At 69.1% G+C, this 25,231-nt stretch carries 18 protein-coding genes; 16 read left to right on the top strand and 2 right to left on the bottom strand.

From position 1 onward, the window contains the following. Nucleotides 1-209: 209 nt before the first annotated feature. Together PO605_RS15055 and PO605_RS15060 are read left to right on the top strand one after the other, a co-directional pair. Nucleotides 210-680 carry a Rid family detoxifying hydrolase gene (locus tag PO605_RS15055; RefSeq protein WP_016445807.1) on the top strand — a complete coding sequence of 157 codons (471 nt, stop codon included), beginning with the start codon at nucleotides 210-212 and terminating at the stop codon, nucleotides 678-680. Between the two features lie 27 nt (nucleotides 681-707). Then, a complete protein-coding gene (locus tag PO605_RS15060; RefSeq protein WP_047472882.1) occupies nucleotides 708-2,192 on the top strand; it encodes an aminotransferase class V-fold PLP-dependent enzyme in 1,485 nt (494 codons plus the stop codon). Between the two features lie 158 nt (nucleotides 2,193-2,350). On the opposite strand, the gene PO605_RS15065 is transcribed toward PO605_RS15060, so the two are convergent. Together PO605_RS15065 and PO605_RS15070 are read right to left on the bottom strand one after the other, a co-directional pair. Then, a complete protein-coding gene (locus PO605_RS15065; protein WP_047326600.1) occupies nucleotides 2,351-3,112 on the bottom strand; it encodes a LytR/AlgR family response regulator transcription factor in 762 nt (253 codons plus the stop codon). Further along, the gene (locus PO605_RS15070; protein WP_026062438.1) at nucleotides 3,093-4,247 is read right to left on the bottom strand and encodes a sensor histidine kinase; all 1,155 of its coding nucleotides are present in this window, start codon (nucleotides 4,245-4,247) and stop codon (nucleotides 3,093-3,095) included. The genes PO605_RS15065 and PO605_RS15070 overlap by 20 nt, the downstream gene beginning before the upstream one ends. A 191-nt stretch (nucleotides 4,248-4,438) precedes the next feature. Here PO605_RS15070 and argH point away from each other — a divergent pair, with 191 nt between their 5' ends. The 14 genes from argH (at nucleotide 4,439) to PO605_RS15140 (ending at nucleotide 25,201) form a co-directional block, all read left to right on the top strand. Continuing rightward, entirely contained in the window at nucleotides 4,439-5,920 is a 1,482-nt protein-coding gene (gene argH / locus PO605_RS15075) for an argininosuccinate lyase (protein ID WP_016445811.1), read from the top strand. A 25-nt stretch (nucleotides 5,921-5,945) separates the two neighbouring features. Beyond that, nucleotides 5,946-6,944, top strand: a complete 999-nt coding sequence (locus PO605_RS15080; protein WP_047473957.1) for a Bug family tripartite tricarboxylate transporter substrate binding protein — start codon at nucleotides 5,946-5,948, stop codon at nucleotides 6,942-6,944. 451 nt (nucleotides 6,945-7,395) lie between these two features. Beyond that, complete coding sequence (locus PO605_RS15085; RefSeq protein WP_272206577.1) at nucleotides 7,396-13,458, top strand: alpha-2-macroglobulin family protein; 6,063 nt, start codon at nucleotides 7,396-7,398, stop codon at nucleotides 13,456-13,458. Between the two features lie 88 nt (nucleotides 13,459-13,546). Further along, the gene (locus tag PO605_RS15090; protein ID WP_047473083.1) at nucleotides 13,547-14,074 is read left to right on the top strand and encodes a DUF2867 domain-containing protein; all 528 of its coding nucleotides are present in this window, start codon (nucleotides 13,547-13,549) and stop codon (nucleotides 14,072-14,074) included. A 206-nt stretch (nucleotides 14,075-14,280) separates the two neighbouring features. Next, on the top strand, nucleotides 14,281-16,368 hold the full coding sequence (locus PO605_RS15095) for a BCCT family transporter (protein WP_047473084.1): 2,088 nt from the start codon (nucleotides 14,281-14,283) through the stop codon (nucleotides 16,366-16,368). A 95-nt stretch (nucleotides 16,369-16,463) separates the two neighbouring features. Then, entirely contained in the window at nucleotides 16,464-17,408 is a 945-nt protein-coding gene (locus PO605_RS15100) for a helix-turn-helix domain-containing protein (RefSeq protein ID WP_047473087.1), read from the top strand. A 131-nt stretch (nucleotides 17,409-17,539) separates the two neighbouring features. Continuing rightward, entirely contained in the window at nucleotides 17,540-18,940 is a 1,401-nt protein-coding gene (locus PO605_RS15105; RefSeq protein WP_272206578.1) for an amidase, read from the top strand. Between the two features lie 84 nt (nucleotides 18,941-19,024). After that, entirely contained in the window at nucleotides 19,025-20,092 is a 1,068-nt protein-coding gene (locus tag PO605_RS15110; RefSeq protein WP_272206579.1) for an ABC transporter ATP-binding protein, read from the top strand. Nucleotides 20,093-20,183: 91 nt separating this feature from the next. Then, nucleotides 20,184-21,479 carry an ABC transporter substrate-binding protein gene (locus PO605_RS15115; protein WP_017404195.1) on the top strand — a complete coding sequence of 432 codons (1,296 nt, stop codon included), beginning with the start codon at nucleotides 20,184-20,186 and terminating at the stop codon, nucleotides 21,477-21,479. Between the two features lie 21 nt (nucleotides 21,480-21,500). After that, on the top strand, nucleotides 21,501-22,397 hold the full coding sequence (locus PO605_RS15120) for a carbohydrate ABC transporter permease (RefSeq protein WP_047473985.1): 897 nt from the start codon (nucleotides 21,501-21,503) through the stop codon (nucleotides 22,395-22,397). Beyond that, entirely contained in the window at nucleotides 22,394-23,242 is an 849-nt protein-coding gene (locus PO605_RS15125) for a carbohydrate ABC transporter permease (RefSeq protein WP_047473986.1), read from the top strand. The genes PO605_RS15120 and PO605_RS15125 overlap by 4 nt, the downstream gene beginning before the upstream one ends. A gap of 48 nt (nucleotides 23,243-23,290) precedes the next feature. Further along, nucleotides 23,291-23,680: a glyoxalase/bleomycin resistance/dioxygenase family protein gene (locus PO605_RS15130; RefSeq protein WP_016447842.1), complete on the top strand. Its 390-nt coding sequence runs from the start codon at nucleotides 23,291-23,293 to the stop codon at nucleotides 23,678-23,680. After that, complete coding sequence (locus PO605_RS15135; protein WP_047473987.1) at nucleotides 23,677-24,546, top strand: endonuclease/exonuclease/phosphatase family protein; 870 nt, start codon at nucleotides 23,677-23,679, stop codon at nucleotides 24,544-24,546. Before PO605_RS15130 ends, PO605_RS15135 begins: the two co-directional genes overlap by 4 nt. 94 nt (nucleotides 24,547-24,640) lie before the next feature. Further along, the gene (locus tag PO605_RS15140; protein WP_012207099.1) at nucleotides 24,641-25,201 is read left to right on the top strand and encodes an HdeD family acid-resistance protein; all 561 of its coding nucleotides are present in this window, start codon (nucleotides 24,641-24,643) and stop codon (nucleotides 25,199-25,201) included. Nucleotides 25,202-25,231: the final 30 nt, after the last annotated feature.

The raw sequence follows: 25,231 nt of genomic DNA on the forward strand, positions 1-25,231 counted from the left end.
GGTGCGTAGGGGAAAATTCATTATCGAATGCTCCAGATCCCTGCCTAGAATTTCTCCGTGAAATCACTGATTCGAATCATTTTGTGTCAATGATTCATGTCGCCTTCGATGACCCAATTAAATGGTGACGAAGTGTTTCCGGGGCGCCGTTGCAGTAATGCGCGGCACGGCAGTGGCAGTTTGTATTCTTGTTTCAGAAAGGCAATACCATGGATATTCGATCGAACCTGCGGCGCGTGGCGCTGGCATGCGGTGTGGCGGCGGCGGTAGCGACGCTGGCGGGCTGCGCCGCGCCCCACAAGCGCGAGGTGCTGTCCACCACGCAGATCTATCCGGCCATCGGCCCGTATTCGCAGATGGTGGCGCATGGCAACACGATCTACTTCTCGGGCGTGCTGCCGCTGAACGCGCAGGGCACGGCCATCCAGGGCACGACCATCGAGGAGCAGACGCGCGCCGTGCTGGACCACATCGGCGCCAAGCTCAAGTCCCAGGGACTGGGCTATGAGGATGTGCTGTCCACCTCGGTCTTCATGAAGGACCTCAACGAGTTCGCCGCCATGAACAAGGTCTATGGCGAGTACTTCAAGACCGGCGCCCCCGCTCGGGCCACGGTGGAGGTGGCGCGCCTGCCGCGCGATGTGAAGATCGAAATCTCGGCCATCGTCGGCCGCCGCTGACCGCTTGCGCAACGACAGGAGGACCGCATGAACGCACGACACCCCCAGATCGCGGCCGAGCAGGCCGCATCCCTGACCGCCACTGCGGCCGCCGGCGAATCCGGCTATCCCGCGCGCTGGACTTCCAAGCGCCGCGACTTCCTGCGCATGCTGGGCTACGGCACCGGCGCAGCCACGCTGGGCCCACTGCTGGCTGCCTGCGGCAGCGGCAATGCCCAGACCTCGGCCGCTGCGCTGCGCGAGCAGCTCATGCGTGACGAGGCCTTCTGGACCGACGTGCAGAGCATGTTCATCCTCAAGCCCGAGAAGACCTACATGAACATCGGCACGGCGGGCTCCATGCCCAAGCTGGTGCTCGATGTGTTCGATACCGAAAACCGCAAGAAGGCCGCCGACTCGGGCAACGGCTACAGCAACCTGCTGGACCTGCGCAAGCAGGTGGCGCCGGGCTTTGGCGTGGATGCCGACGAACTGGCCTTCTCGGCCAACACCTCCTCGGGCATGTGCCACGCCATCCTGGGCATCGACTGGCAGCGTGGCGACGTGGTGGTGACCACCAACCACGAGCACGGCGGCGGCGACACGCCGCTGAAGATCGCCCAGGACCGCTACGGCATCGAGGTCTCGCGCATTGCGCTGCCCGTGGGCAACAACCAGACGGCCGCCACCTACGTGAACCTGTTCGACGAGCGCATCCGCGCGCTCAAGGCCCAGGGCAAGCGCGTGCGCGCCATGATGTGGTCCTCTCCCACCTACAAGACCGGCACCATGCTGCCCATTGCCGACCTGATGGGCGTGGTCAAGGCGCACGGCCTGATCAGCATCGTGGACGGCGCCCACCTGCCGGGCATGATGGCCTACAACTATGCGGAGCTGGGCATGGACTTCATGTCGGGCGCGGGCCACAAGTGGCAGTGCGGCCCGGGCTCCACGGGCATCCTCATCATCCGCAACAAGATCCGCGCCTCCAACCCGCTGCCCCTGCCCAAGTGGTACCCGGTGCACACCAGCGCCTACCCGGCGCTGGAGCGCACGACCACGGCCAAGGAGACCTACGACATCGCCGCCTCGGTCACCTCCTGCGGCAGCGTGCACACGCCCATGTTCATGGCGCTGGCCCAGGCCTGCGCGCAGTGGGACAGCATCGGTCGCAAGAAGATCGAGACCTATGACCTGACGCTGTCGTCCTACCTCAAGGAAAAGATCGTCGAGCGCTGGGGCGTGGACTCGCTGTACTCGCCCAAGGACGATCCCAAGCTGCTGTCGGCGCTGACCTGCTTCAACCCGTTCCAGAACAAGGACGACGTGATGAACGGGACCAAGTCCTCGACCTTCGTGGCGCGCATGCTCAGCGACTATCCGCAGGGCTTCGTGATCCGCAACTCCAACTTCCCCGTGATCGGCGCGGCGGCAGACCACTACGGCGTGCGCGTGTCCACGCACCTGTGGCATGACGCGCGGGACATCGATCTGCTGGTGGATGCGATGTGGGATCTGTCTAGAAAAATGTAGCCCCCTGAGGCGCTGCGCGCCTTCCCCCCGAGGGGGACGACACCCTCGCTGCGGGGCGGCCCTTGCTCGGTGTCCCTCGCGTTGGGCCATGCTTGTGTTGCGGGCGTGCTTTCTGACGCGGGGGGCTGTCTTGGGCCGGGCTCCTTGAGCCCTGCGCCTCAGCCGGGCTGTCCTTCGTCGCGGATGGCGGCGCGGACCTGGGGGAGCTGGCGGCGCGAGACCATGAGCAGTTCGGGGATGCCGTGCAGGCGCAGGGCCCAGCCTTCGCCTTCGGTGGGGTCGTCGTGGCGCTCCAGGCTGCGCAGGGCGCTGCGTGCCACGAGGGCGTTGCGGTGCACGCGCAGCAGGTGGTCAGCGTGGCGGGCCTCCAGGTCGGCCAGGGCGCCGTCGAGGATGTAGCTGCGGCCCACGGTGCGCACGGTCACGTATTTCTGTTCGGCCTTGAGGTAGAGCACCTCCGACAGGGGCAGGCGCACGGTGGCGCCCCGGTCCTGTATCAGCAGCACGGGGCCGCCGTCGCGTTCGGCCGTCTGGTGCGCGGCCGTGCGCGCGGCCTTGGCCAGGGCCTGCTGCAGGCGTTCGCGGCGCACGGGCTTGGTCAGGTAGTCGGCAGCATCCAGGTCGAAGGCCTCGACCGCGTGGCCGGCATGGGCGGTGACGAAGACCACGGCAGGCGGCAGCGGCAGGCGGCGCAGCATATGGGCCAGGGCCAGGCCGTCCTGGCCGGGCATGTGGATGTCCAGCAGTGCCAGCTCCACGGGGCGCGGGCCCGGTGCCTGCAGCACGGCCATGGCCTGGCGGGCGTCCGCCGCCTCGCTGACCTGGTGCGGGCCGCTGCCCGTGCATGCCTGCACGTCGGCCAGCAGGGTGCGCAGCCGCGCGCGGGCCAGGGCTTCGTCGTCAACGATCAGGATGTGCATGGTGCTTCTTCTTCGATAAAGCCTTCGTGGGTTGGCTGGCAGGCGGTGCCAGCGGCAGGCTGATGCGCACCACGAAATGCCCGTTGAGCGTGCGCGCCGTGAGGTGGGCCTGCAGGTCGTGCAGCAGCGACAGCCGGGCGCGCACATTGGCCAGCGCAATGCCGTTGCCGCGCGTGCCGGCTGCGCTGGCGGAATCGATCTCGGAGGGCAGGGTGTTGGTGATGCGCACCTCCACCAGATCGCCACGGCGCTCGGTGCGCACCTGCAGCTTGCCGCCGCGTGCGCTGGGCTCCACGCCATGGCGTATGGCGTTTTCCACCAGCGGCTGCAGCAGCAGCGGCGGCAGCAGGGCGCCGTGGGCGGCAGGGTCCAGTTGCCAGCGCACCTGCAGCCGTTCGCCAAAGCGCACCTGCTCGATGGCCAGGTAGCGCTGGGCCAGCTCGATCTCCTCGGCCAGCGTGGTCGTGCTGTGCGGCTCGGCCAGCGCATAGCGGAACAGGTCGCTGAGGTCCTCCAGCAGGGCCTCGGCCTTGGCGGGCTCGGCGCGCACCAGGGCGATGGCGCTGTTGAGCGTGTTGAACAGGAAATGCGGGCGTATGCGCGACTGCAGCTCGGCCAGCCGCGCCTGCGTGTCGGCGGGTGCGTGGCCGCGTGCGCGCAGCACCAGGGCTGCGACCAGCAGGGCTGCCAGCAGTCCGCCGGACACGGCGCTGGCCAGCCAGGGGGCGCTGGTGCCGCCGGCCAGGTGCAGCATGGCGCAGGCATACAGCCCGGCCGCCATGCCCAGCAGCACGCCGGCCGCGTACTGGCCGGAGGCGGGCAGCCGCTGCAGCGGGTGCTTGAGCAGGCAGGCGGCCACCAGCCAGACCAGCGTGCCGGGCAGGCAGGCGCCGGTCAGCAGGGCCATGCCCTGCAGCCACTGCAGGGGCGAGTCGGCGCCGAACATCGAGGCCGTTGCCACCACGGCCTGCACAAACAGCACGGCGCGCAGCACCACGCCTACGTTGCAGGCGTCAAAGACCAGCGCCGCGGGCAGGGGCGGGGGGGCAGTGGTGGGGGTCGGCTGGGTCGGCAAGGGGCGGCAGGTAGTGTTTCGGCGGGTGGGGTTCGCGCCGCATGCCCGGATTATGGTCATGCCGGGCGGGCCTGCACAGCGGTCACACCGCCCATGCACACCCATGCACGCCCATGCAGGCCCGTGTAGGCCCCTGCACGGGCGTGGCGCCGCCCAGGTCGATAGAATCTTCGCTTCCTGCCTGCGCCGGGGGGCGATGCCGCCCGCCGCCTGCGCTGCCTGCACAGCCCCATCGAAGATCGCGTCCTCACATGTCTGCCAATCAACCAACGTCCGCCTCGCACAACCAGCTCGATACCAAGGCCCAGGCCTGGTCCGCTCTCTTCGAAGAGCCGATGAGCGATCTGGTCAAGCGCTATACCTCCAGCGTGTTCTTCGACAAGCGCCTGTGGCAGGCCGACATCACGGGCAGCCTGGCGCATGCCGAGATGCTGGCGGCCCAGGGCATCATCGCCGCCGCCGACCATGAAGCCATCCGCAAGGGCATGGCGCAGATCACGCAGGAGATCGAGTCCGGCCAGTTCGAGTGGAAGCTCGACCTGGAAGACGTGCACCTGAACATCGAGGCCCGCCTGACCCAGCTGGTCGGCGACGCCGGCAAGCGCCTGCACACGGGCCGCAGCCGCAACGACCAAGTGGCCACCGACGTGCGCCTGTGGCTGCGCGGCGAGATCGACCTCATCGAAGGCCTGCTGGGCGAGCTGCAGCTGTCCCTGGTCGAAGTGGCCGAGAAGAACGTGGACGTGATCCTGCCCGGCTTCACCCACCTGCAGGTGGCCCAGCCCGTGAGCTTTGCCCACCACCTGCTGGCCTATGTGGAAATGTTCAAGCGCGACGCCGAGCGCATGCTGGACCTGCGCCGCCGCGTCAACGTGCTGCCGCTGGGCAGCGCCGCCCTGGCCGGCACCACCTACCCGCTGGACCGCGAGCGCGTGGCCCGCACCCTGGGCATGGAAGGCGTCTGCCAGAACTCGCTGGACGGCGTCAGCGACCGCGACTTCGCCATCGAATTCACCTCGGCCGCCAGCCTGTGCATGGTGCACGTGAGCCGCCTGTCCGAAGAGCTGATCATCTGGATGAGCCAGAACTTCGGCTTCATCCGCATCGCCGACCGCTTCACCACGGGCTCGTCGATCATGCCGCAGAAGAAGAACCCCGACGTGCCCGAACTGGCGCGCGGCAAGACCGGCCGCGTGGTCGGCCACCTGATGGGCCTGATCACCCTGATGAAGGGCCAGCCCCTGGCCTACAACAAGGACAACCAGGAAGACAAGGAGCCGCTGTTCGACACGGTGGACACCCTGAAGGACACGCTGCGCATCTTCGCCGAGATGATCGGCGGCCAGGCCGACCCGGCCACGGGCGGCAAGAAGGGCGGCATCACCGTCAACGCCGAAGCCATGCGCGCCGCCGCGCTCAAGGGCTACGCCACGGCCACCGACCTGGCCGACTACCTGGTCAAGAAGGGCCTGCCCTTCCGCGACGCGCACGAGACCGTGGCCCATGCCGTCAAGCTGGCCTCGCAAAAGGGCGTGGACCTGACCGAGCTGCCGCTGGCCGAACTGCAGGCCTTCAACCCCGGCATCGAGGCCGATGTCTTCGAGGCGCTCAGCCTGGAAGGCTCGCTCAATGCGCGCAACACCCTGGGCGGCACGGCGCCGGCCCAGGTGCGCAAGCAGCTGGCAGGCCACCAGGCGCGCTTGAACGCACGCCTGAACGCACGCCTGGGCTGATCCCCCCGTTCGCCGGAGCCACGCCATGACATCCTCCCGCCGCCAACTGCTGACCGGCGCGCTGCGCGCCGCCGGCGCAGTGACTGCCGTTGCCGCCTCGTCGGCCCTGGCTCCGCTGGCCTGGGCACAGCCCGGGCAGGCCATCCGCATCCTGGTGGGCTTTCCGCCGGGCGGCGGCACGGATGCCATCGCACGCCTGCTGGCCGACCGGCTCAAGGACGTGCTGGGCACCACGGTGCTGGTGGACAACCGCCCCGGCGCGGGCGGCCAGATCGCGGCGCAGCAGCTCAAGGCGGCTGCGGCCGATGGCCACACGCTGTTCCTCACGCATGACCACACCATCTCCATCCTGCCCCAGGTGGTGAAGAAGCCGGGCTTCGACTCGGCCCATGACTTCGTTCCCGTGGCCGGCTTTGCCACCTTCGTGAACGCGCTGGCGGTCTCCGCCAGCACGCCGGCGCGCAACCTCGCCGAGTATGTGGAGTGGGTGCGCCAGGGCGCAAAGCGCGGCAGCATAGGCATACCCGCGCCCGCGTCCACGCCGGAATTCCTGGTCAGGCTGCTGGGCGAGCACTACAGGCTGGACTTGGTGGCCGCGCCCTACCGGGGCAGCGCGCCCATGCTGGCCGACATGCTGGGCAACCAGATCCCGGCCGGCATCGCCTCGGTGCAGGACTTCATGGAAAACCACAAGGCCGGCAAGCTGCGCGTGATCGGCGTGCTGGGCACGCGCCGCCAGGCCACCATGCCCGAAGTGCCCACGCTGGCCGAGCAGGGCGTCAAGGGCTTCGAGGACACGCCCTACTACGGCATCTACGCGCCGCGCGGCACGCCCCAGGCCTTCATCGACCGCTTCTCCGCCGCCGTGGCCACCGTGCTCAAGCAGCCCGATGTGCACGAGCAGCTCACCGCCCTGGGCCTGACCGTGGGCCACATGCCGCCCGCCCAGCTGGCCGAGCGCGAGCAGGCCTATACCCAGGTCTGGAAACGCATCATCCAGACCAGCGGCTTCCAGCCGCAGTAAGACAGGCGGACTGCGGGGCGACAGCCTCCGCGGCCGGCAGGCGCTGTGAACCGGCAAGCGCTGTGTCTTGGTGCTGCCATCGCCGGGGTTGGCAGCGCGGCGTGTGGCGCGAATCCTTGTGATCAGACATATATGACGCCCTTGTGCGCCGATGTCTTACAGATGGATACACCGCAGACCCGGTTCCGGGCACCCGCAGCAGGGCCTGCAGCGGATGCGGCCCGGTATCATCCCGCGCAGTGGTTTTCAGCCGCAGCGGATGCGGCCCTGCATTCGGCGCATGCGGGCGGCGGGCATCTGCCTCGTTGCAGCCCTTGCCGCCGAGCCCTGCCTGCAGCGCAGGGTTTTTCATTTGCGGCCCGTGCACCGTGCACGGCGCGCGCCGCAGCGCTGAAAGCCTGCTCATTCCAAGAAAACACCGGGCCATCTGAGCCCGACAGAAGGGATTGCCATGGGGGTGCTTCGCACGACAGCGATCAAGGGGTTCCAGAGTCCGCCGGCGCACGGCCGGCCCTGGGGCCGGTGGGGTTTGGGCCTGCTGCTGGGATCGGCGGCGCTGGCGGCGCAGGCCGTGGGCGTGCGCCAGTTCAGCCCGCAGGGAGAGGTGGCCAAGGTCGAGCAGGTGGTGGTGCAGTTCGATGGCACGGCCGTGCGCTTTGGCGACCCCAAGGCCGCCGCGCCGGTCACGCTCAGCTGCAGCGATGCGGCGGCCACCCAGGGCACGGGCCGCTGGAACAGCGACCGCGAATGGGTGTTCGACTTCAAGCAGGCCCTGCCGCCCGGCGTGCGCTGCACGGCCCAGCTGGTGGCCGGCTACAAGTCGCCTGCGGGCACGGCCGTGACGGGCGCTGCCAGCTACCAGTTCCAGACCGGCGGCCCGGCCGTGCTGGACATGGCACCCGACACCTATGAACAGATCGACGAGGAGCAGTACTTCGCGCTGCGCCTGTCGGGCCCGGCCACCGTGCAAAGCCTGCAGCAGCACATGTGGTGCACGGCCGAAGGCGTGGGCGAGCGCATTCCCGTGCGCCTGATCGAAGGCAAGGAGCGCGACGAGCTGCTCAAGCACCGCGGCTGGGACAAGGCCGCTGCCAAGAACCCGCTGCAGTACGCCACGCTGGCCTGCAACCGCCGCCTGACGGCGGGCACGACCATGAAGCTGGTCTTCGGCGCCGGCATTGCCACGCCCAACGGCGTGGCCAGCCGCCAGGACAAGCGCTTCGAGTACCGCGTGCGCGAGCCCTTCGCCGCCGAGTTCAGCTGCGAGCGCGAGAACGCCCAGGCCGCCTGCCTGCCGATCCGCCCCATGCGCCTGAACTTCAATGCCCCCGTGCCGCGCAAGCTGGCCGAGGGCATTCGCCTGAGCAGCGGCGCCTCCAAGGTGGCGCCCGTGATTGACGGCGAATACGGCGAAAAGCTCAGCGAGGATTCGCTGGTGCAGAACCTGAGCTTCCCGGCCACCATGCAGGCCCAGGCGCGCTACACGGTGGAGCTGCCTCCGCAGTTCAAGGACGCGGCAGGCCGCAGCCTGAGCAATGCCGACATGTTCCCGCTGCAGGTGGCCACGGGCGCGCTGCCGCCGCTGGCCAAGTTCGCGGCCTCGCCCTTCGGCATCGTCGAGCGCTACGCCGAAGGCCCGGACGGCCCGGCCCTGCTGCCCGTGACGCTGCGCAATGTGGAGTCCGAGCTGGCCACCAGGTCCCTGGATGCCAGCCGCGTGAGCACCAAGCAGCCCGGCAGCGATGCCGAGATCATCGCCTGGATGCGCCGCGTGGCGGACTACGAGTCCTCCGACATGGACCGCAAGCGCGCCTCGCGCGACATCAAGGGCCCGCTGCCGCCCGTGATCGACAACGAAAACCGCGACTATGTGCAGACGCGCATGCTGTCGCTGCTGGCCGGCCAGGGCGACGTCAAGACGCTGGAACTGCCCAAGCCCGTCAAGGGCGATCCGCGCCCATTCGAGGTGGTGGGCATTCCGCTCACGCCGGGCTTTCATGTGGTCGAGATCGCCTCGCCGCTGCTGGGGCAGTCGCTGCTCGACGAGCGCTACGGCTCGGCGCGCAGCATGTATGTGCGCACCTCGGCCCTGGTGACCAACCTTTCCGTGCACTTCAAGCTCGGCCGCGAGAACGCGGCCGCCTGGGTCACCACGCTGGACAAGGGCCAGGCCGTGGCCAATGCCAGGGTCCAGGTCTCCGACTGCAATGGCAAGGTGCTGACCTCGGCCACCACCGATGCCAGCGGCGTGGCCCGCCTGGACGGCCTGTCGCCCGAGCCGCCCCAGTGCACGGGCGGTGTCGGCTACCGCTCGCCGGCCTACTTCGTCAGCGCACGCGCCCAGGGCAAGGACGGCCAGCAGGAGCTGGCCTTCACCTGGACCGACTGGCAGCGCGGCATCGAGTCCTGGCGCTTCAACGTGCCCACCAGCCGCAGCGCCCAGCGCGACGAGGTGGCCCACACCATCTTCGACCGCACGCTGCTGCGCGCCGGCGAGACCGTGTCCATGAAGCACCTGATGCGCACCCAGACCGGCATCGGCCAGGGGCAGGGCGGCTTTGCGCTGCCCGAGCAGCGGCCCACGCAACTGGTCATCACCCATGAAGGCAGCGGCCAGCAGTACACGCAGCCGCTGCAGTGGCGTTCCACGGGCACGGGCGGTCTGAGTGCGGAAAACAGCTTCTCCGTGCCCAAGGGCGCCAAGCTGGGTTCGTATTCGGTGGAGCTGCGCGGCGAGGGCAACGGCTCGCGCGGGCGCAACAACCGCTTCGGCACGGGCAGCTTCCGTGTCGAGGAATTCCGCCTGCCCGTGCTCGAAGGCCGTGTGGGACCCGAAGGCAAGCAGGCCCTGGTCGGCGTCTCCAGCCTGCCGGTGCAGGTGCAGGTGAACTACGTCTCCGGCGGCCCGGCCGCCAACCTGCCGGTGCGCGTGTCCGCCCTGGTGCGTTCCACCTGGATGGACCGCAGCGACTGGCAGGGCTTCAGCTTCTCGGCACCGCGCAGCGCCCAGGACACGGGCCAGAGCGATGACGAGGAGGCCACGGCCTCCCAGGACAGCAAGGTGGTGGCCGACAAGCTGCCCGTGACGCTGGACCGTGAAGGACTGGGCAAGCTCAAGATCGAGAACCTGCCCAAGCTGCGCGAGCCGCGCGAGCTGCTGATCGAGGCCACCTATGCCGACCCCAATGGCGAGGTGCAGACCCTGCGCAGCACGCAGATGCTGTGGCCCGCGGCCATCGTGGCCGGCGTGCGCGCCGAAAGCTGGATCACCACGGGCCGCAAGCTGCAGTTCCAGGCGCTGGCCCTGGGCGTGGACGGCAAGCCCCAGGCCGGCGTGCCGGTCAAGGTCGAGGCCATCTCCCGCGTCACCACCAGCAGCCGCAAGCGCCTGGTGGGGGGCTTCTACAGCTACGACAACCAGACCACGCTCCAATCCATGGGCACGGTGTGCACGGGCAACAGCGATGCCCAGGGCATGGTGCAGTGCGAGGCCCAGCTGTCGCAGCCCGGCGAGGTCGAGCTGATCGTCACCGCCTCCGACAAGGACGGCCGGCCCGCCCAGGCCGCCTCCAGCGTCTGGGTCACGCGCCAGGGCGAACTGTGGTTCGGCGGCGAGGACCATGACCGCATGGACGTGCTGCCCGAAAAGCGCAGCTACGAGCCCGGCGAGACCGCGCGCTTCCAGGTGCGCATGCCCTTCCGCTATGCGACGGCCCTGGTCGCCGTGGAACGCGAAGGCATCGTCAGCACCCAGGTCATGCAGCTCAATGGCCAGAACCCCACCGTGGAGCTGAAGGTCCAGCCCGACTGGGGGCCCAACGTCTACGTGAGCGTGCTGGCCCTGCGCGGGCGGCTGCGCGAGGTGCCCTGGTACAGCTTCTTCACCTGGGGCTTCAAGGCGCCGCGCGAGTGGTGGAATGCCTTCTGGCACGAGGGCAAGGAGTACATCGCGCCCACGGCCCTGGTCGATCTGTCCAAGCCCGCCTACCGCCTGGGCATGGCCGAGATCCGCGTGGGCACCAAGGCCCATCGCATCGACGTCAAGGTCACGGCCGACCAGGCCAGCTACCAGGTGCGCGGCACCGCCAAGGTCACCATCAGCGCCACGCTGCCCGACGGCAAGCCCGCCGCTGGCGCCGAGGTGGCGCTGGCGGTCGTGGACCAGGCCCTGCTGGAGCTCATGCCCAACACCAGCTGGCAGCTGGCCGACGCCATGCTGCGCCGCCGCGAGTGGGGCGTGCAGACCTCGACCGCGCAGATGGAGGTGATCGGCAGGCGCCACTACGGCCGCAAGGCCGTGGCCGCTGGCGGCGGCGGTGGCCGCAGCCAGACGCGCGAGCTGTTCGAGACGCTGCTGCTGTGGAATCCGAGCGTGGTGCTGGACGCCCAGGGCAAGGCCCAGGTCAGCGTGCCGCTCAACGACTCGCTGACCACCTTCCAGGTGGTGGCGGTGGCCGACCATGGCGTGTCGATGTTCGGCACGGGCCAGGCGCCCATCCGCACGGCCCAGGACCTGCAGATCATCAGCGGCCTGCCGCCGCTGGTGCGCGAGGAGGACCAGTTCCGTGCCATGGTCACGCTGCGCAACACCTCGGCCAAGGCCATGAAGGTGCAGGTCACGCCGCGCGCCACGCTGCTGGAGCTGGCAGCGCAGACCGTGGAGATTCCCGCGGGCGAGGCGCGCGAGGTGGGCTGGAACGTCACCGCCCCGGCCCAGCTGGGCCAGACCCGCGCCGAGTCGCTGATCTGGGAGATCGAGGCCCGTGACACCGCAGGTGGCGACAAGCCCGCCAGCGACAGGCTGAAAGTCAGCCAGCGCATCATCCCGGCCGTGCCGCTGACGGTGCAGCAGGGCACGCTGATGCAGGTCGATGGCAGCATCAACCTGCCCGTGCAGCTGCCGGCCGACGCGCTGGCCGGCCGCGGCGGCCTGCGCATGTCGCTGGCGCCCAAGCTGGCCGAAGGCCTGCCGGGCGTGCGCGACTGGTGGGCGCGCTATCCCTACAGCTGCCTGGAGCAGGTCACCAGCAAGGCCGTGGGCATGAGCGACGCCACGCTGTGGCAGTCCACCATGGGCCAGCTGCCCAGCTACCTGGACAGCGACGGCCTGGCCAGCTACTTCCCGCTGGCCGGCGACGGCTCGGGCCGTGCGGCCCGCGGCAGCGATACGCTGACGGCCCACCTGCTCAACCTCTCGGCACTGGCGCAGGGCGTGGACAAGCGCTTCGTGCTGCCGGCGGCCGAGCGCGAGCGCATGGAAAACGGCCTGATCGCCTTCGTCGAAGGCCGCATCCAGCGCAGCTTCTGGAGCCCGCGCAAGGACCTGGACATGCGCAAGCTGGCCGCCATCCAGGCGCTGGCGCTGACGGGCCGCGCCAATCCGCGCATGCTCGACAGCATCACCATCGCGCCCAACGACTGGCCCACGCATGCCGTCATCGACTGGGTGGCCCTGCTCAAGCACATGCGCGAGCTGCCCCAGCGCGAACAGCAGCTGGCCCAGGCCCAGCAGATCCTGCGCGCCCGCCTGAGCTACCAGGGCACGCGCGTGGCCTTCAGCAACGAGCAGGACGACCAGTGGTGGTGGCTGATGCAGGGCCCCGAGGTCAACCTGGCCCGCCTGATGCTGGTCAACATGGACGACCCGACGTGGAAGGAAGAGCTGCCGCGCCTGGCCAACGGCTTCATCTCGCGCCAGAGCAACGGTGCCTGGGGCACAACCACGGCCAACCTGTGGGGGGCGCTGGCACTGCAGCGCTTCTCGCAGCAGTTCGAGGCCACGCCCGTGACGGGCGCCACCCAGGCGGCTTTGGGTGCGTCCCAGGCCCGCGTGGAGTGGAGCCAGGTCACGCGCATGCGCGCCAGCGACACCGAGGGCGCAGCCCACCAGGCGTCCAGCTTCGGCGCGACCACGGTGGTCGGCGGCCTGCGCAACAACACCATGTTCCTGCCCTGGAGCGCGGTGGGTGATGCCCGCAAGGGCCAGCTGACGGTGACCCAGCAGGGCACCGGCAAGCCCTGGCTCACGCTGCAGTCGGTAGCGGCTGTGCAGCTGAAGGCGCCGTTCAGCGCCGGCTACACCGTCACGCGCACGGTCAAGCCCGTGGAGCAGGCCGACAAGAGCCTGCCCGCAGGCCAGTACTCGCGCGGCGACGTGCTGCGCGTCACGCTGGAGGTGCAGGCCCGCACCGACATGACCTGGGTGGCCATCACCGACCCCGTGCCCACGGGCGCCACCATCCTGGGCGGCGGTCTGGGGCGCGACTCGGAGATCGCCTCGGGCGGCGAGCGCGCAGAAGGCGCGGGCTGGCTGGCTTATGAAGAGCGCAGCTTCGAGGCCTACCGCGCCTACTACCAGTACCTGCCCAAGGGCAATACGCGCGTGGAGTACACCGTGCGGCTGAACAATGCCGGCGACTTCGCGCTGCCGCCCACGCGGGTGGAGGCGCTGTATGCGCCCGAGATGTTCGGCGAGGTTCCCAACGCCCGCATCAAGGTGGGCGACAAGCGCTGATGCAGCGTTGATGGCGCCCTGACAAGGGGGCGGCCCTGCGGCCTATGATGGCTGCAGGACCGCCCCCTTTTTCATCACCCTTCGCTCCATGGCACAAGTCATCCTCTCCCCGGTTCCCGCAGGCAGTGCCCTGCAGGACCGCCTCAAGACCGCCTATTTCCACGACAGCTACCAGCTGCAATTGCCGGACGACGGCAGCAGCCCCATGGCGCTGTACCTGCGCTGCGTGGGCCGCACGCCGGGCTGGATCGACTTTCTGATGCGCCTGCGCAACCGCGTGGTGGCGCCCTTCGGCATCAAGGACCTGGGCACGCTCAGCGGCGTGGACGCGCAGCGCGCCGCATCCAGCTACCGCGTAGGCGACCGCGCCGGCATCTTCCGCATCCATGCGCTGAGCGACAGCGAAGTGGTGCTGGGCGACAGCGACCGGCACCTGGACGTGCAGGTCTCCCTCATGCGGCTGCCCGGCCCCGAGGGCGCGCCGTCCGCCACCTTCACCGCCGCCATGTCCACCGTGGTCCATGTGCACAATGCCCTGGGCCGTATCTACATGCTGGGCGTGGCGCCGGCCCACCGCGTCATCGCCCCGGCCGTGGTGGCCAAGCTGGCCGGCTGACCTGGCCTGAAGGCATCACGTCAGCAAAACGGAAGCCTTCAGGGCCTGCGTCCGACGCGGGCAGACGCGAAGAGTCACGATACTTGCGGCCTTTGCCCGGCGGACATACCCCGAGCAGGGAACGCGGCCCGCCCCACAAGGGCAAGGCCGCCACCATTGCGAATCGGTTCCCGGGCACACCATTGATCACAAGAGAGAGAGGGTCTATGCCAGACATGAACACCGATCCCCGCACGGCGCCACCGGCGGCTCCGCCACCGGATGCGCCGCAGGCGGCCACGCCATCGCCTGCAGAGCCTGCACCGCGCATCACGTTCTCGGGCCCCGTCGTCATTCCTTCCCTGCTGGTGCTGGGCCTGCTGCTGCTGTACTGCGGCTTCATGCCCGACAGTGCCGACCGGCTGTTCTCCAGCGCCCAGGCCTGGGTGGTGGGGCACATGGACTGGTTCTATGCCGTCTCGGTCACGCTGTTCCTGGTCTTTCTGATCTTCGTCGCGTCCAGCCGTTTCGGTGATATCCGCCTGGGTCCCGATGATGCGGAGCCCGAGTTCAGCTTCATCTCCTGGACCGCCATGCTGTTCGCCGCCGGCATGGGCATCGGCCTGATGTACTTCGGCGTGGGCGAGCCGCTGCAGCATTTCCTCAAGCCGCCCACGGCCGTGCCTTCCACGCCGGCCGCCGCACGCGAGGCCCTGCAGTCCACCTTCTTCCACTGGGGCTTCCATGCCTGGGCCGTCTACGGGACCATGGGCCTGGTGCTGGCCTACTTCGGCTTTCGCTACAACCTGCCGCTGACCATGCGCTCGGGCCTGTACCCGCTGCTGGGCAAGCGCATCAACGGCCCCATCGGCCACAGCGTGGATGCCTTCGCGCTGGTGGGCACCATCGCGGGTATCGCCACCACGCTGGGCTACGGCGCGCTGCAGCTGGCCGCCGGCCTGCACACCCTCACGGGCTGGGATACCTCTGCGGCGGCTTTCCGCATCGCGGTCATCGTCATCGTGGTCTGCCTGGCCGGGCTGTCTGCCGTCTCGGGCCTGGACAAAGGGGTGCGGCGCCTGAGCGAGTTCAACCTCATGCTGGCCTTCATCCTGCTGGCCTTCGTCATCGTCGCCGGGCCCACGGTCTTCCTGTTCGAGGCGCTGAGCGAGAACATCGGCAACTACGTGTCTGGCCTGGTGCAGCTGTCGTTCCGCACCTTTGCCTACGAGCCGCCCAGCCAGGAAGGCTGGTTCGGCGGCTGGACCATCCTCTACTGGGCCTGGTGGATCTCCTGGTCGCCCTTCGTGGGCATGTTCATCGCACGCATCTCGCGCGGGCGCACCATCCGCCAGTTCGTGACCGGCGTGCTGCTGGTGCCCACGGCCTTCAACCTGCTGTGGATGACGGCCTTCGGCAACAGCGCCATCTGGATAGACACCCACGTGGCCATGGGCGCGTTGGGGCAGACGGCCTCGAACGTGGATGCGCTGCTGTTCCGCTTCTTCGAGTACCTGCCCTGGTTCAAGCCCGTGGCCTGGCTCACCATCGTGCTCATCGCGGTGTTCTTCGTCACCTCGGCGGACTCCGGGGCCTTCGTGGTGGACAACATCGCCTCGCGCGGCCATGCGCGTTCGCCGGTCTGGCAGCGGCTGTTCTGGGCTGCCGTGCTGGGCGCGACAGCCATGGTGCTGATGCTGGCCGGCGGCCTCAAGGCGCTGCAGGCCATGACCCTGGTGGCGGCCCTGCCGGTGGCCGTCATCATGCTGGCGCTGTGCTACGGGCTGTGGCGCGGCCTGCTGGCCGACCGCGCGCACTTCTCGCCCGACCTGGCTCCGGCCACCAGCTTCTGGAGCGGCCAGCACTGGCGCAAGCGCCTGGAGCAGATCGTGCACCAGCCCTCGCGCGCCGATGTGCGCAGGTTCCTGGCCGGCGTGGTGCTGCCGGCCATGAACGAGGTGGCAGCCGAAATGCACAAGCGCGGCGTCGAGGCGGTGGTCACCGAGGACCTGGACGGCGAGGGCGCCGTGCGCCTGACCGTGCCCGATCCCTCGCTGCGCGACTTCGTCTACGGCGTGCGCGCCACGCGCCGCACGGTGCCTACCTTCCTGGTGAGCGAGGCGGCCAGCGAGCAGGAGCGGCGCCATGTCTACGAGCCCATCACGTTCTTCGAGGACGGTCGCCTGGGCCACGACATCCAGTACCTGCGCAGCGAGGAAGTCATCGCCGACATCCTGCGCCACTACGAGCGCTACCTGTCGCTGAGCGCCGACCAGCGCACGCATCTGCTGAACCGGGCTCCGGGTCACAGCTGAGCCGTGCTGCGCAGCGCCGCCGTCGCGGCACCCCGGGCCTTTGGGTAAACACCGGGGTGCCAGCCGGCGGCCGCCTGCGGATACTGGGCGCTGCCATGCAGTTCGAATACTCCACCCATTCGCAGGAGCCACGCCATCGTTTCGACTACTGGCACGAGGTGGTCTGCCGCCACTGCATCCCGGCCGACAGCCACCGCGCGCAGGGGGATGGTGCAGGTCCCGGCGGCTTCGGGGCCACGCTGTCCGTGCGGTCCCTGGGACTGCTGGAGATCAGTGCCATGTCGGCGCCCAGCCACCGCTGGGTGCGCAACGCAGCCCACCTGCGCCTGCATGCCCGCGACGAGCTGTGGCTGGGCTATCTGCTCCAGGGCCAGGCCGAGGTGCGCCAGGGCGGGCAAGTGGCCCGGCTGAGTGCGGGCAATCTGGTGCTTTATGACGCTGCGCAGCCTTTCGAATTCTCGGTGGCGCCCCGCGATATCCTGCTGATGCGCATTCCGCGCAGCGAATTGTTGAATCGCTTTGCCCGTGCACCCTTGCACGCGGGCCGGGCGCTGCATGGCCATGCCCCGGCCGTGGCGCCGCTGCGGGCCATGCTCGGCGAGGCCATGGCCATGCCGCCTGCGCCGCACGGTGATGCCTTGGCGCAGCGCTTCGGCATGGCGCTGCTCGACGTGCTGGCCCTGGCGCTGGAGATGCAGGAAATGGCCGTGCAACCCCGCGCGGAAAGGGACTTGCATGGCCGCATCCAGGCGTTCATCCAGGACAACCTGGGCTCGCCCGAGCTGTCGCTGCAATGGCTGGCGCAGCAGCACAACGTCTCGCCCCGTACCGTGACGCGGGCCTTCGCGCGGCACAACCAGACGCCCATGGGCCTGGTATGGCAGCTGAGGTTGCAGGCCAGCCGCCAGGCCCTGCTGCAGGGGCGCTGCTCCAGCGTGACCGAGGCGGCCTTCGCGCATGGATTCTCCGATGCGGCGCACTTCAGCCGAGCCTTTCGCAAGGCGTTCGGCTGCACGCCCCGCAGCCTGCTGGCCGCCTGAGCAAGGTCGCTGACCCTCCCGAACAAGCGTGCGTGCCGCCGGCTCCCTAGCATGGGCCTGCCGTGCGTCCCGTGCGGCTTTTCCAGTGCAACAACGGTGGCGCCCCGGAGCCGGGCGCCGGGAGACATGCCATGAACGACAGCGAACTGCACCATCTCGAACTGCTGGAGGTGGGGCGCGAGATCCAGTCCCGCCGCATTTCCTCTGAAGAGGTGACCCGCCACATGCTGGCGCGCATCGAGGCCGTGGACGCGCGGCTGCACAGCTACGTGACGGTGATGGCGCAGCAGGCGCTGGAGGACGCCCGCCGCGCCGACGCCGAGATCGCGCAGGGCCGCTGCCGCGGTGCGCTGCACGGCGTGCCGCTGGCGCTCAAGGACCTGCTGTGGACCCGGGGCGTCCCCACCACGCATGGAATGACGCTGCACCGCGACCATCGCCCCACGGAAGATGCCACCGTGGTGCGCAGGCTGCGCGAGGCCGGCGCCGTCATCCTGGGCAAGCTGCAGCAGACCGAAGGCGCCTTCGCCGACCACCATCCCGAGATCACTGCCCCCGTCAACCCCTGGGGCGCCCAGCTATGGCCCGGGGCCTCGTCCAGCGGCTCGGGCGTGGCCACGGCGGCGGGGCTGTGCTTCGGATCGCTGGGCACGGACACCGGGGGTTCCATCCGCTTTCCATCGGCCGCCAACGGCATCACGGGGCTCAAGCCCACCTGGGGCAGGGTGAGCCGCCACGGCGCCTTCGAATTGGCCGCGTCCCTGGACCACATAGGCCCGATGGCGCGCAGTGCCGCCGATGCCGCAGCCATGCTCGCGGCCATCGCCGGGGCGGACCCGCTGGACCCTACGGCCAGCCAGTGCAGCGTGCCCGACTATCTGGCCATGATGACGCGCGGATTCTCCGGCCTGCGCCTGGGCATGGACCGGCAATGGGCACTGGACGGCGTGGATGCCCCCTCCCGCCAGGCGGTGGAGCAGGCCCTGGCGGTGGCGCAACGCCTGGGGGCCAGCGTGCAGGAGGTCCGCTTTCCCGATGCCACCCAGGCGGTGGAGGACTGGCCGGCGCTGTGCGCGGCGGAGACCGCCGTGGCGCACGGCGCCACGTTCCCTGCACGGCGCGAGGCCTATGGCCCCGGGCTCGCCGGGCTGATCGACCTGGGGCTGGGCCTGTCCGCCACCGACTACCAGCGGCTGCTGCTGCGCCGCGCGGACTTCACGGGCCGGGTACGCGCACTCTTCGCGCAGGTGGACCTGCTGCTGGTCCCCGCCACGGCCTTTGCGGCCCCCACGCTGCAGCGCATGGCGCATTTCGGCTCCGATGCCGAGCTGTTCTCGGGCATGCTGCGCTACACCTGCCCGTTCGACCTGACGGGCAGCCCCACGATCACGCTGCCCGGCGGACGCACTCCCGATGGCGCGCCCGTGGCCTTCCAGTTCGTGGCCCCCGACTTCCGCGAAGACCTGCTGGTGCGCGCGGGCTGGGCGTTCCAGCAGGCCACGGACTGGCACAGACGGCACCCTGCTGCCTGAGCTGCCTGAGCTGCCTGAGCTGCCTGAGCCGCCAGTCCGGTGGCGCGACACGGGCCTGTCACACAGCCTTCCTAGACTGGCGTGATGTCCTTGATCGAGATGGAAGGTGTTGCCAAGTCCTGGGGCGGCACCACGGCACTGCAGGCGCTGGATCTGCGCATTGAACCCGGATCCTTTTGCGTGCTGCTCGGTCCCTCGGGCTGCGGCAAGTCCACCACGCTGCGCATCATCGCGGGCCTGGAAAGCGCCACCTCGGGCCGTGTGCGCATCGATGGGCAGGACGTCACCCAACTGCCGCCCGCACGGCGCGGCATTGCCATGGTGTTCCAGAACTACGCGCTGTTCCCGCACCTGACGGTGGCGCAGAACATCGGCTTCGGCCTGTCCGTGCGCAAGGTCCCGGCGGCCGAGGCGCGCCGGCGCATCGACGAGGCCGCCGCGCTGCTGGGCCTGGACGCGCTGCTGGCGCGCCGGCCCGGCCAGCTGTCGGGCGGCCAGCAGCAGCGCGTGGCGCTGGGCCGCGCCCTGGTGGCCCGCGCCCGGGTCTGCCTGATGGATGAGCCGCTGTCCAACCTCGACGCCCAGCTGCGCCAGGAAATGCGCACCGAGCTGCGCGAGCTGCAGCGGCGCCTGGGCCTGACCGTGGTCTATGTCACGCACGACCAGGCTGAGGCCATGGGCATGGCCGACCAGGTGGTGTTGCTCAGCCAGGGGCGCGTGGAGCAGTGCGCCGAGCCCCAGGAGATCTACCGCCGGCCCGCCACCACCTTTGCCGCGCGCTTCATCGGCACGCCGGCCATGAACATCGCACGCCTCGACGGCCTGCACATCGCGGGCAGCCATGCCAGCGCCGCGCCCGCCGGCCTGCAGCAGCCGGGCCAGGCGCGCTGGCTGGGCGTCAGGCCCGAGGACATGCGCCTGTCGCTCCATGGCGATGTCGGCAGCGGCCCCGTGGTGGCTGCCGACATCGAGAGCCTCGAATACCTGGGCGCCGACCTGGTGCTGCGCTGCCGCGTGGGCAGCGAACAACTGATGGTGCGCACCGCTGGCAGCCAGCTCGGCGGCCTGCAGCCGGGCCAGCTCGTGGGCCTGCGCTGGGCGCGCGAGGCCACGCATTTCTTTGACGAACAGGGGCGGCGCTGCACGGCCTGAGGCCGTGGCACCGCTCCTATCTTCCTCCGCAGTTCCACCGTTTCAGCCGTTCCGGCTTTCGCACCCGAAGCACCTTCCAGGAGAGTCCGCCATGCAACGCCATGCCTTCCTCAAAACCCTCGCAGCCGCTGCCGCCCTGGCCGCCACGGGCCTGCTGCACACCGCCAGCGCACAGACGCCGCTGGAGGTGCCGTTCTACTTTCCCGTGGCCGTGGGCGGCCCCATCACCAAGGTGATCGACGGCTATGCGGCCGAGTTCAACAAGGCCCATCCGCAGTACCGGATCACGCCCGTCTATGCGGGTACCTACCAGGAGACCATCGTCAAGGCGCTGACGGCCCACAAGTCGGGCAAGCCGCCGGCCACCTCGGTGCTGCTGTCCACCGACATGTTCACGCTGATCGACGAGGACGCCATCGCCCCCATCGACGACTTCGTGAAGACCGATGCCGACCGGGCCTGGCTCAAAGGCTTCTACCCGGCCTTCATGGCCAACAGCCAGGCGGGCGGCAAGACCTGGGGCGTGCCCTTCCAGCGTTCCACCGTGGTCATGTACTACAACAAGGAAGCCTTCAAGGAAGCCGGCCTGGACCCGAACAAGGCGCCGCAGAACTGGAAGGAACTCAAGGAAGCCGCCCACAGGCTGACGAAGAAGGACGCCAGCGGCAAGGTCGTGCAGTACGGCATCCAGATCCCGTCCACCGGCTTTGCCTACTGGATGCTGCAGACCCTGACCACGCCCAATGACGTGCTGCTGGCCAACGAGGCCGGCACCCAGGTCACGCTGGACAGCCCCAAGGTAGTGGAGGCGCTGGACTACTGGGTGGGCCTGGTCAAGGAAGGCGTGCACCCGGCCGGCGTGGTGGAGTGGGGCACGACGCCCAAGGACTTCATGGAAAAGAAGGCCGCCATCATCGTCACCACCACGGGCAACCTGACCAATATCCGTGCCAATGCCAAATTCGACTTCGGCGTGGGCCAGATCGCAGGCAATGTGCGCAAGGGCTCGCCCACGGGCGGGGGCAACTTCTACCTGTTCAAGAAGGCGCCCAGGGAGCAGCAGGAGGCGGCCTTCCAGTTCATGAAGTGGGTCACCCAGCCCCCGCTGGCCGCGCAGTGGAGCATGGACAGCGGCTACGTGGCCGTCTCGCCCGCCGCCTATGACACGCCCGCGCTCAAGAAGTACGGCCAGGACTTCCCGCAGGCCCTGGTGGCGCGCGACCAGCTGCCCGTGTCGGTGGCCGAGTTCTCCACGCATGAGAACCAGCGCGTGACCAAGGTGCTCAACGACGCCGTGCAGGCCGCCCTCAACGGCAGCAAGACCTCGGCCCAGGCCCTGCAGGATGCGCAAAGGGAGGCCGACCGCATCCTGCGCCGCTACAAGTGATGGCGCAGTGCCGCTGACCGCATGAGCTCCGCCCCCGCCTCCCTTGTCCGCGGCCGCCAGGCCGTCCATGCCTGGCTGATGCTGCTGCCGGCGCTGGTGCTGCTGGTGGCGTTCACGCACTGGCCGGCCGTGGCCACGCTGATCGACAGCCTGCATGCCACGCCGCGCGGCGGCCAGCCGGGGCCGTGGGTGGGGCTGGAGAACTACGCCGTCATGGTGGACGACCCGGTGTTCTGGCAGGCCGTGCGCAACAACCTGTGGTTTGCGGCGGCCACGATTCCGCTGTCCATGGCGCTGGCGCTGGCCATGGCGCTGTGGGTCAACGAGAGGCTGGCCGGCCGCGCCTTCGTGCGCATGGCGTATTTCACGCCCACGGTGCTGCCCATGATTGCCGTGGCCAACATCTGGCTGTTCTTCTACACGCCGCAGTACGGGCTGCTGGAGCAGCTGCGCGGCGCAGTGGGCCTTCCCGCGCACAACTGGCTGGGCGACCCGTCCACGGCGCTGGCCTGCGTGACCGTGGTGGCGGTGTGGAAGGAGGCGGGCTTTTTCATGATCTTCTACCTGGCCGCGCTGCAGACGCTCAACCCCAGCCTCAGGGAAGCTGCGGCCATCGAAGGCGCCTCGCGCTGGTACTTCCTGCGCCGCGTGCAGTGGCCGCTGCTGATGCCGACCACGCTGTTCGTGCTGGTCAACGCGGTGATCAATGCCTTCCGCCTGGTGGACCATCTCTTCATCCTCACGCGCGGCGGGCCGGACAACGCCTCCACGCTGCTGCTCTACCACCTGTACGAAGTGGGCTTCAAGTTCTGGGACACGGGCTATGCGGCGGCCATCACCGTGGTGCTGGTCGTGGTGCTGGCGGCTGTGGCGCTGCTGCAGTTCTTCGTGCTCGACAAGAAGGTGCACTACCAATGAGCGCCGCACCCATTGCCCCGCGCCATGCGCCGCCCGCGCTGTACGGCGCCACCTGGCTGGACACGCTGGCTGCCTGGCTGCTGGCCCTGCTGTGGATATTGCCGCTGGCCTATGCGTTCTGGACGGCCTTCCATCCGCCCGAATACTCGGCACGCTTCGACCTGGCCGCGCCCTGGACGCTGGAGAACTTTCGCCGTGCCTGGCAGGCCGCGCCCTTTGCGCGCTATTTCCTGAACACGGCCGTGCTGGTGGCCATGATCCTGGCGGCCCAGCTGGTGCTGGGCACGCTGGCGGCCTATGCCTTTGCACGCTACCGCTTTCGCGGCCAGGGCCTGGCCTTTGCGCTGGTGCTGGTGCAGCTGATGATCATGCCGGACATCCTGCTGGTGGCGAACTACCAGACCGTGTCGCGACTGGGCGCCGTCGATACGCTGCTGGGCATAGGCCTGCCGTACTTCGCATCGGCCTTTGCGATCTTTTTGCTGCGCCAGACCTTCCTGGGCATTCCCCGGGAACTGGACGAGGCCGCGCGGGTGGAGGGTGCCAGCACCCTGCAGATCCTGTGGCGCGTCTACGTGCCGCTGGCGCGGCCCGTGTACCTGGCGTTTGCGCTGGTGTCGGTGAGCTTTCACTGGAACAACTTCCTGTGGCCGCTGATCATCACCAACAGCGTGCAGGCACGGCCGCTTACCGTGGGGCTGCAGGTGTTCTCCAGCGTGGAGTCTGGCGTGGAGTGGGCCACCATCACGGCCGCCACGCTGATGAGTTCGGGCCCGCTGCTGGTGGCCTTCGTGCTGTTCCAGCGCCAGTTCGTGCAGAGCTTCATGCGTGCGGGAATCAAGTGACGGCGGTGCTAAAGTCACTCTTCCCTGCTTTCAATGCCGAGGTTCACCATGTCCGGACCCGCTAGCGCCGGCCTGTTCATCTACGCCAAGCAGCCCGACAGGCTGGCGCTGTTCTACATGGAGGTGCTGGCCATGCGCATGCTGCACCACACGAGCGAGCTCATGGTGCTGCAGTCGCCGGACCTGCAACTGGTGCTGCACGCCATTCCCGAGGCGATTGCGCGGCACATCACCATCACCGAGCCACCCCAGCCGCGCGAGAACGTGGCCATCAAGTTCTTTGCCACCGTGAAAAGCTTTGCGGCCGTGCGCCCCCTGGTCATCGCCCATGGCGGCCAGCTGTGGGAGCAGTCCTGGCTGGGCCCGGGCTTTCGCGTGTGCAACGCCATGGACCCCGAAGGCAACCTGTTCCAGCTGCGCGAGCCGCTGTCCGCATGATGCAGATCCTCACCTGGAACACCCAATGGTGCCTGGGCCTGGACGGCCGCATGGACCCGGAGCGCATCGTGGCGCATGCGCTGTCCATGGCCGATATCGACGTGCTGTGCCTGCAGGAAATCGCCATCCACTATCCGGGCCTGCAGGGCGCGCCCGGCGACCAGGTGGAGCAGATCCGCCAGGCCCTTCCCGAAGGCTGGAAGGTCTTCTTCGGCGCGGCCGTGGACGAATTCACGGCCGTGGGCCGGCAGCGCTTCGGCAACCTGGTGGCCACGCGCCTGCCTGCTCTGCAGGTGGCCCACCACCGCCTGCCGTATCCGCACGATGGCGGCGTGCGCAGCATGCCGCGCTGCTGCACGGCAGTGACCGTGATGGATGCCGCACTGGGCCCCGTGCGCGTGATGAGCACCCACCTCGAATATTTCTCGCGCCGCCAGCGCATGGCCCAGGCGCTGGCGCTGCGTTTCCTGCAGATCGAGGCCCTGGGCCAGGCCGAGGCGCCGCCCCAGCCCGCCAGCGACGGCTCGCCCCAGCAGACCAAGCCGCACACGCCGCATGCCGTGCTCTGCGGCGACTTCAACTTCGAGCCGCACGAGGACGAATACGCCGGCCTGTCCGCCCCCTGGGCGGCCGGCGAGCAGGGCGCCCTGAGCGCAGGCCAATGGCACAACAGCTGGAGCGTGCTGCACCCGGACCAGCCCCAGCCGCCCACCTTCCGGTTGTTCGACCGCCAGTGGGGCCCCGAGCCCGGCGCCTGCGATTTCGCCTGGGTCAGCGACAGCCTGCGCGGCCATGTGCGTGGCTGGGCCGTTGACAGCGACACAAGGCTCTCGGACCACCAGCCCGTGCTGCTGCAGCTGGATTGATCCAGGTCAGGGTCCGCCGCCAAGCCGGCCTCGGCCTACAGACAGGGTGGCGGGCCTGCTCCAAGGTCATGGGGACTGTTTTGAAGGAGCATCCATGAGCCCCAATCCGCTGTCCACGATTCTTCACCGCACCTGGTGGGTGCTGCTGCTGCGCGGCCTGGTCGCCATCGCCTTCGGCGTGCTGACCTGGGCCCAGCCGGCGGTATCGCTGGCGGCGCTGGTGCTGACCTTCGGCGCCTTCACCTTTGTCGATGGTTTGCTGGGCGTGTATTCGGCCATCCAGGGGCGCGACCAGATGCGCCATTGGTGGGTGCTGCTGCTGTGGGGCCTGGCCGGCGTGGTGGTGGGCGTGCTCACCGTGGTCGCGCCCGGCGTCACGGCGCTGGTGATGACGCTGTACATCGGCGCCTGGGCCCTGGTCACGGGCCTGCTGCAGATCGTGGCCGCCGTGCGACTGCGCAAGGAGATCACGGGCGAGTGGCTGCTGATCCTGGGCGGCGTGCTGTCCGTGCTGTTCGGCGCCTTCGTGCTGGCCCAGCCGGGCGCGGGCATGATGGCCATGCTCTGGGTGCTGGCCACGTATGCGGTGGTCTTCGGCGTGCTCATGGTGCTGCTGTCCTTCAAGCTCAAGAAGGGCATACGCCATTCTTCCTGAGCCGCTGGTGCAAAGGCGGACAATGCCGGC

It is taken from the genome of Delftia sp. DT-2 (assembly GCF_028401915.1).
Taxonomy (GTDB): domain Bacteria; phylum Pseudomonadota; class Gammaproteobacteria; order Burkholderiales; family Burkholderiaceae_C; genus Comamonas; species Comamonas tsuruhatensis.

Excerpts from the sequence above, each read along its gene's own strand:
- PO605_RS15135 (WP_047473987.1), top strand. The coding sequence starts at position 23,677 with ATGATGCAGATCCTCACCTGGAACACCCAATGGTGCCTGGGCCTGGAC.
- PO605_RS15115 (WP_017404195.1), top strand. The coding sequence starts at position 20,184 with ATGCAACGCCATGCCTTCCTCAAAACCCTCGCAGCCGCTGCCGCCCTG.
- PO605_RS15085 (WP_272206577.1), top strand. The coding sequence starts at position 7,396 with ATGGGGGTGCTTCGCACGACAGCGATCAAGGGGTTCCAGAGTCCGCCG.
- PO605_RS15130 (WP_016447842.1), top strand. The coding sequence starts at position 23,291 with ATGTCCGGACCCGCTAGCGCCGGCCTGTTCATCTACGCCAAGCAGCCC.
- PO605_RS15070 (WP_026062438.1), bottom strand. The coding sequence starts at position 4,247 with ATGACCATAATCCGGGCATGCGGCGCGAACCCCACCCGCCGAAACACT.
- PO605_RS15060 (WP_047472882.1), top strand. The coding sequence starts at position 708 with ATGAACGCACGACACCCCCAGATCGCGGCCGAGCAGGCCGCATCCCTG.
- PO605_RS15055 (WP_016445807.1), top strand. The coding sequence starts at position 210 with ATGGATATTCGATCGAACCTGCGGCGCGTGGCGCTGGCATGCGGTGTG.
- PO605_RS15090 (WP_047473083.1), top strand. The coding sequence starts at position 13,547 with ATGGCACAAGTCATCCTCTCCCCGGTTCCCGCAGGCAGTGCCCTGCAG.
- argH (WP_016445811.1), top strand. The coding sequence starts at position 4,439 with ATGTCTGCCAATCAACCAACGTCCGCCTCGCACAACCAGCTCGATACC.
- PO605_RS15125 (WP_047473986.1), top strand. The coding sequence starts at position 22,394 with ATGAGCGCCGCACCCATTGCCCCGCGCCATGCGCCGCCCGCGCTGTAC.
- PO605_RS15110 (WP_272206579.1), top strand. The coding sequence starts at position 19,025 with ATGTCCTTGATCGAGATGGAAGGTGTTGCCAAGTCCTGGGGCGGCACC.
- PO605_RS15095 (WP_047473084.1), top strand. The coding sequence starts at position 14,281 with ATGCCAGACATGAACACCGATCCCCGCACGGCGCCACCGGCGGCTCCG.
- PO605_RS15105 (WP_272206578.1), top strand. The coding sequence starts at position 17,540 with ATGAACGACAGCGAACTGCACCATCTCGAACTGCTGGAGGTGGGGCGC.
- PO605_RS15140 (WP_012207099.1), top strand. The coding sequence starts at position 24,641 with ATGAGCCCCAATCCGCTGTCCACGATTCTTCACCGCACCTGGTGGGTG.
- PO605_RS15120 (WP_047473985.1), top strand. The coding sequence starts at position 21,501 with ATGAGCTCCGCCCCCGCCTCCCTTGTCCGCGGCCGCCAGGCCGTCCAT.
- PO605_RS15100 (WP_047473087.1), top strand. The coding sequence starts at position 16,464 with ATGCAGTTCGAATACTCCACCCATTCGCAGGAGCCACGCCATCGTTTC.
- PO605_RS15080 (WP_047473957.1), top strand. The coding sequence starts at position 5,946 with ATGACATCCTCCCGCCGCCAACTGCTGACCGGCGCGCTGCGCGCCGCC.
- PO605_RS15065 (WP_047326600.1), bottom strand. The coding sequence starts at position 3,112 with ATGCACATCCTGATCGTTGACGACGAAGCCCTGGCCCGCGCGCGGCTG.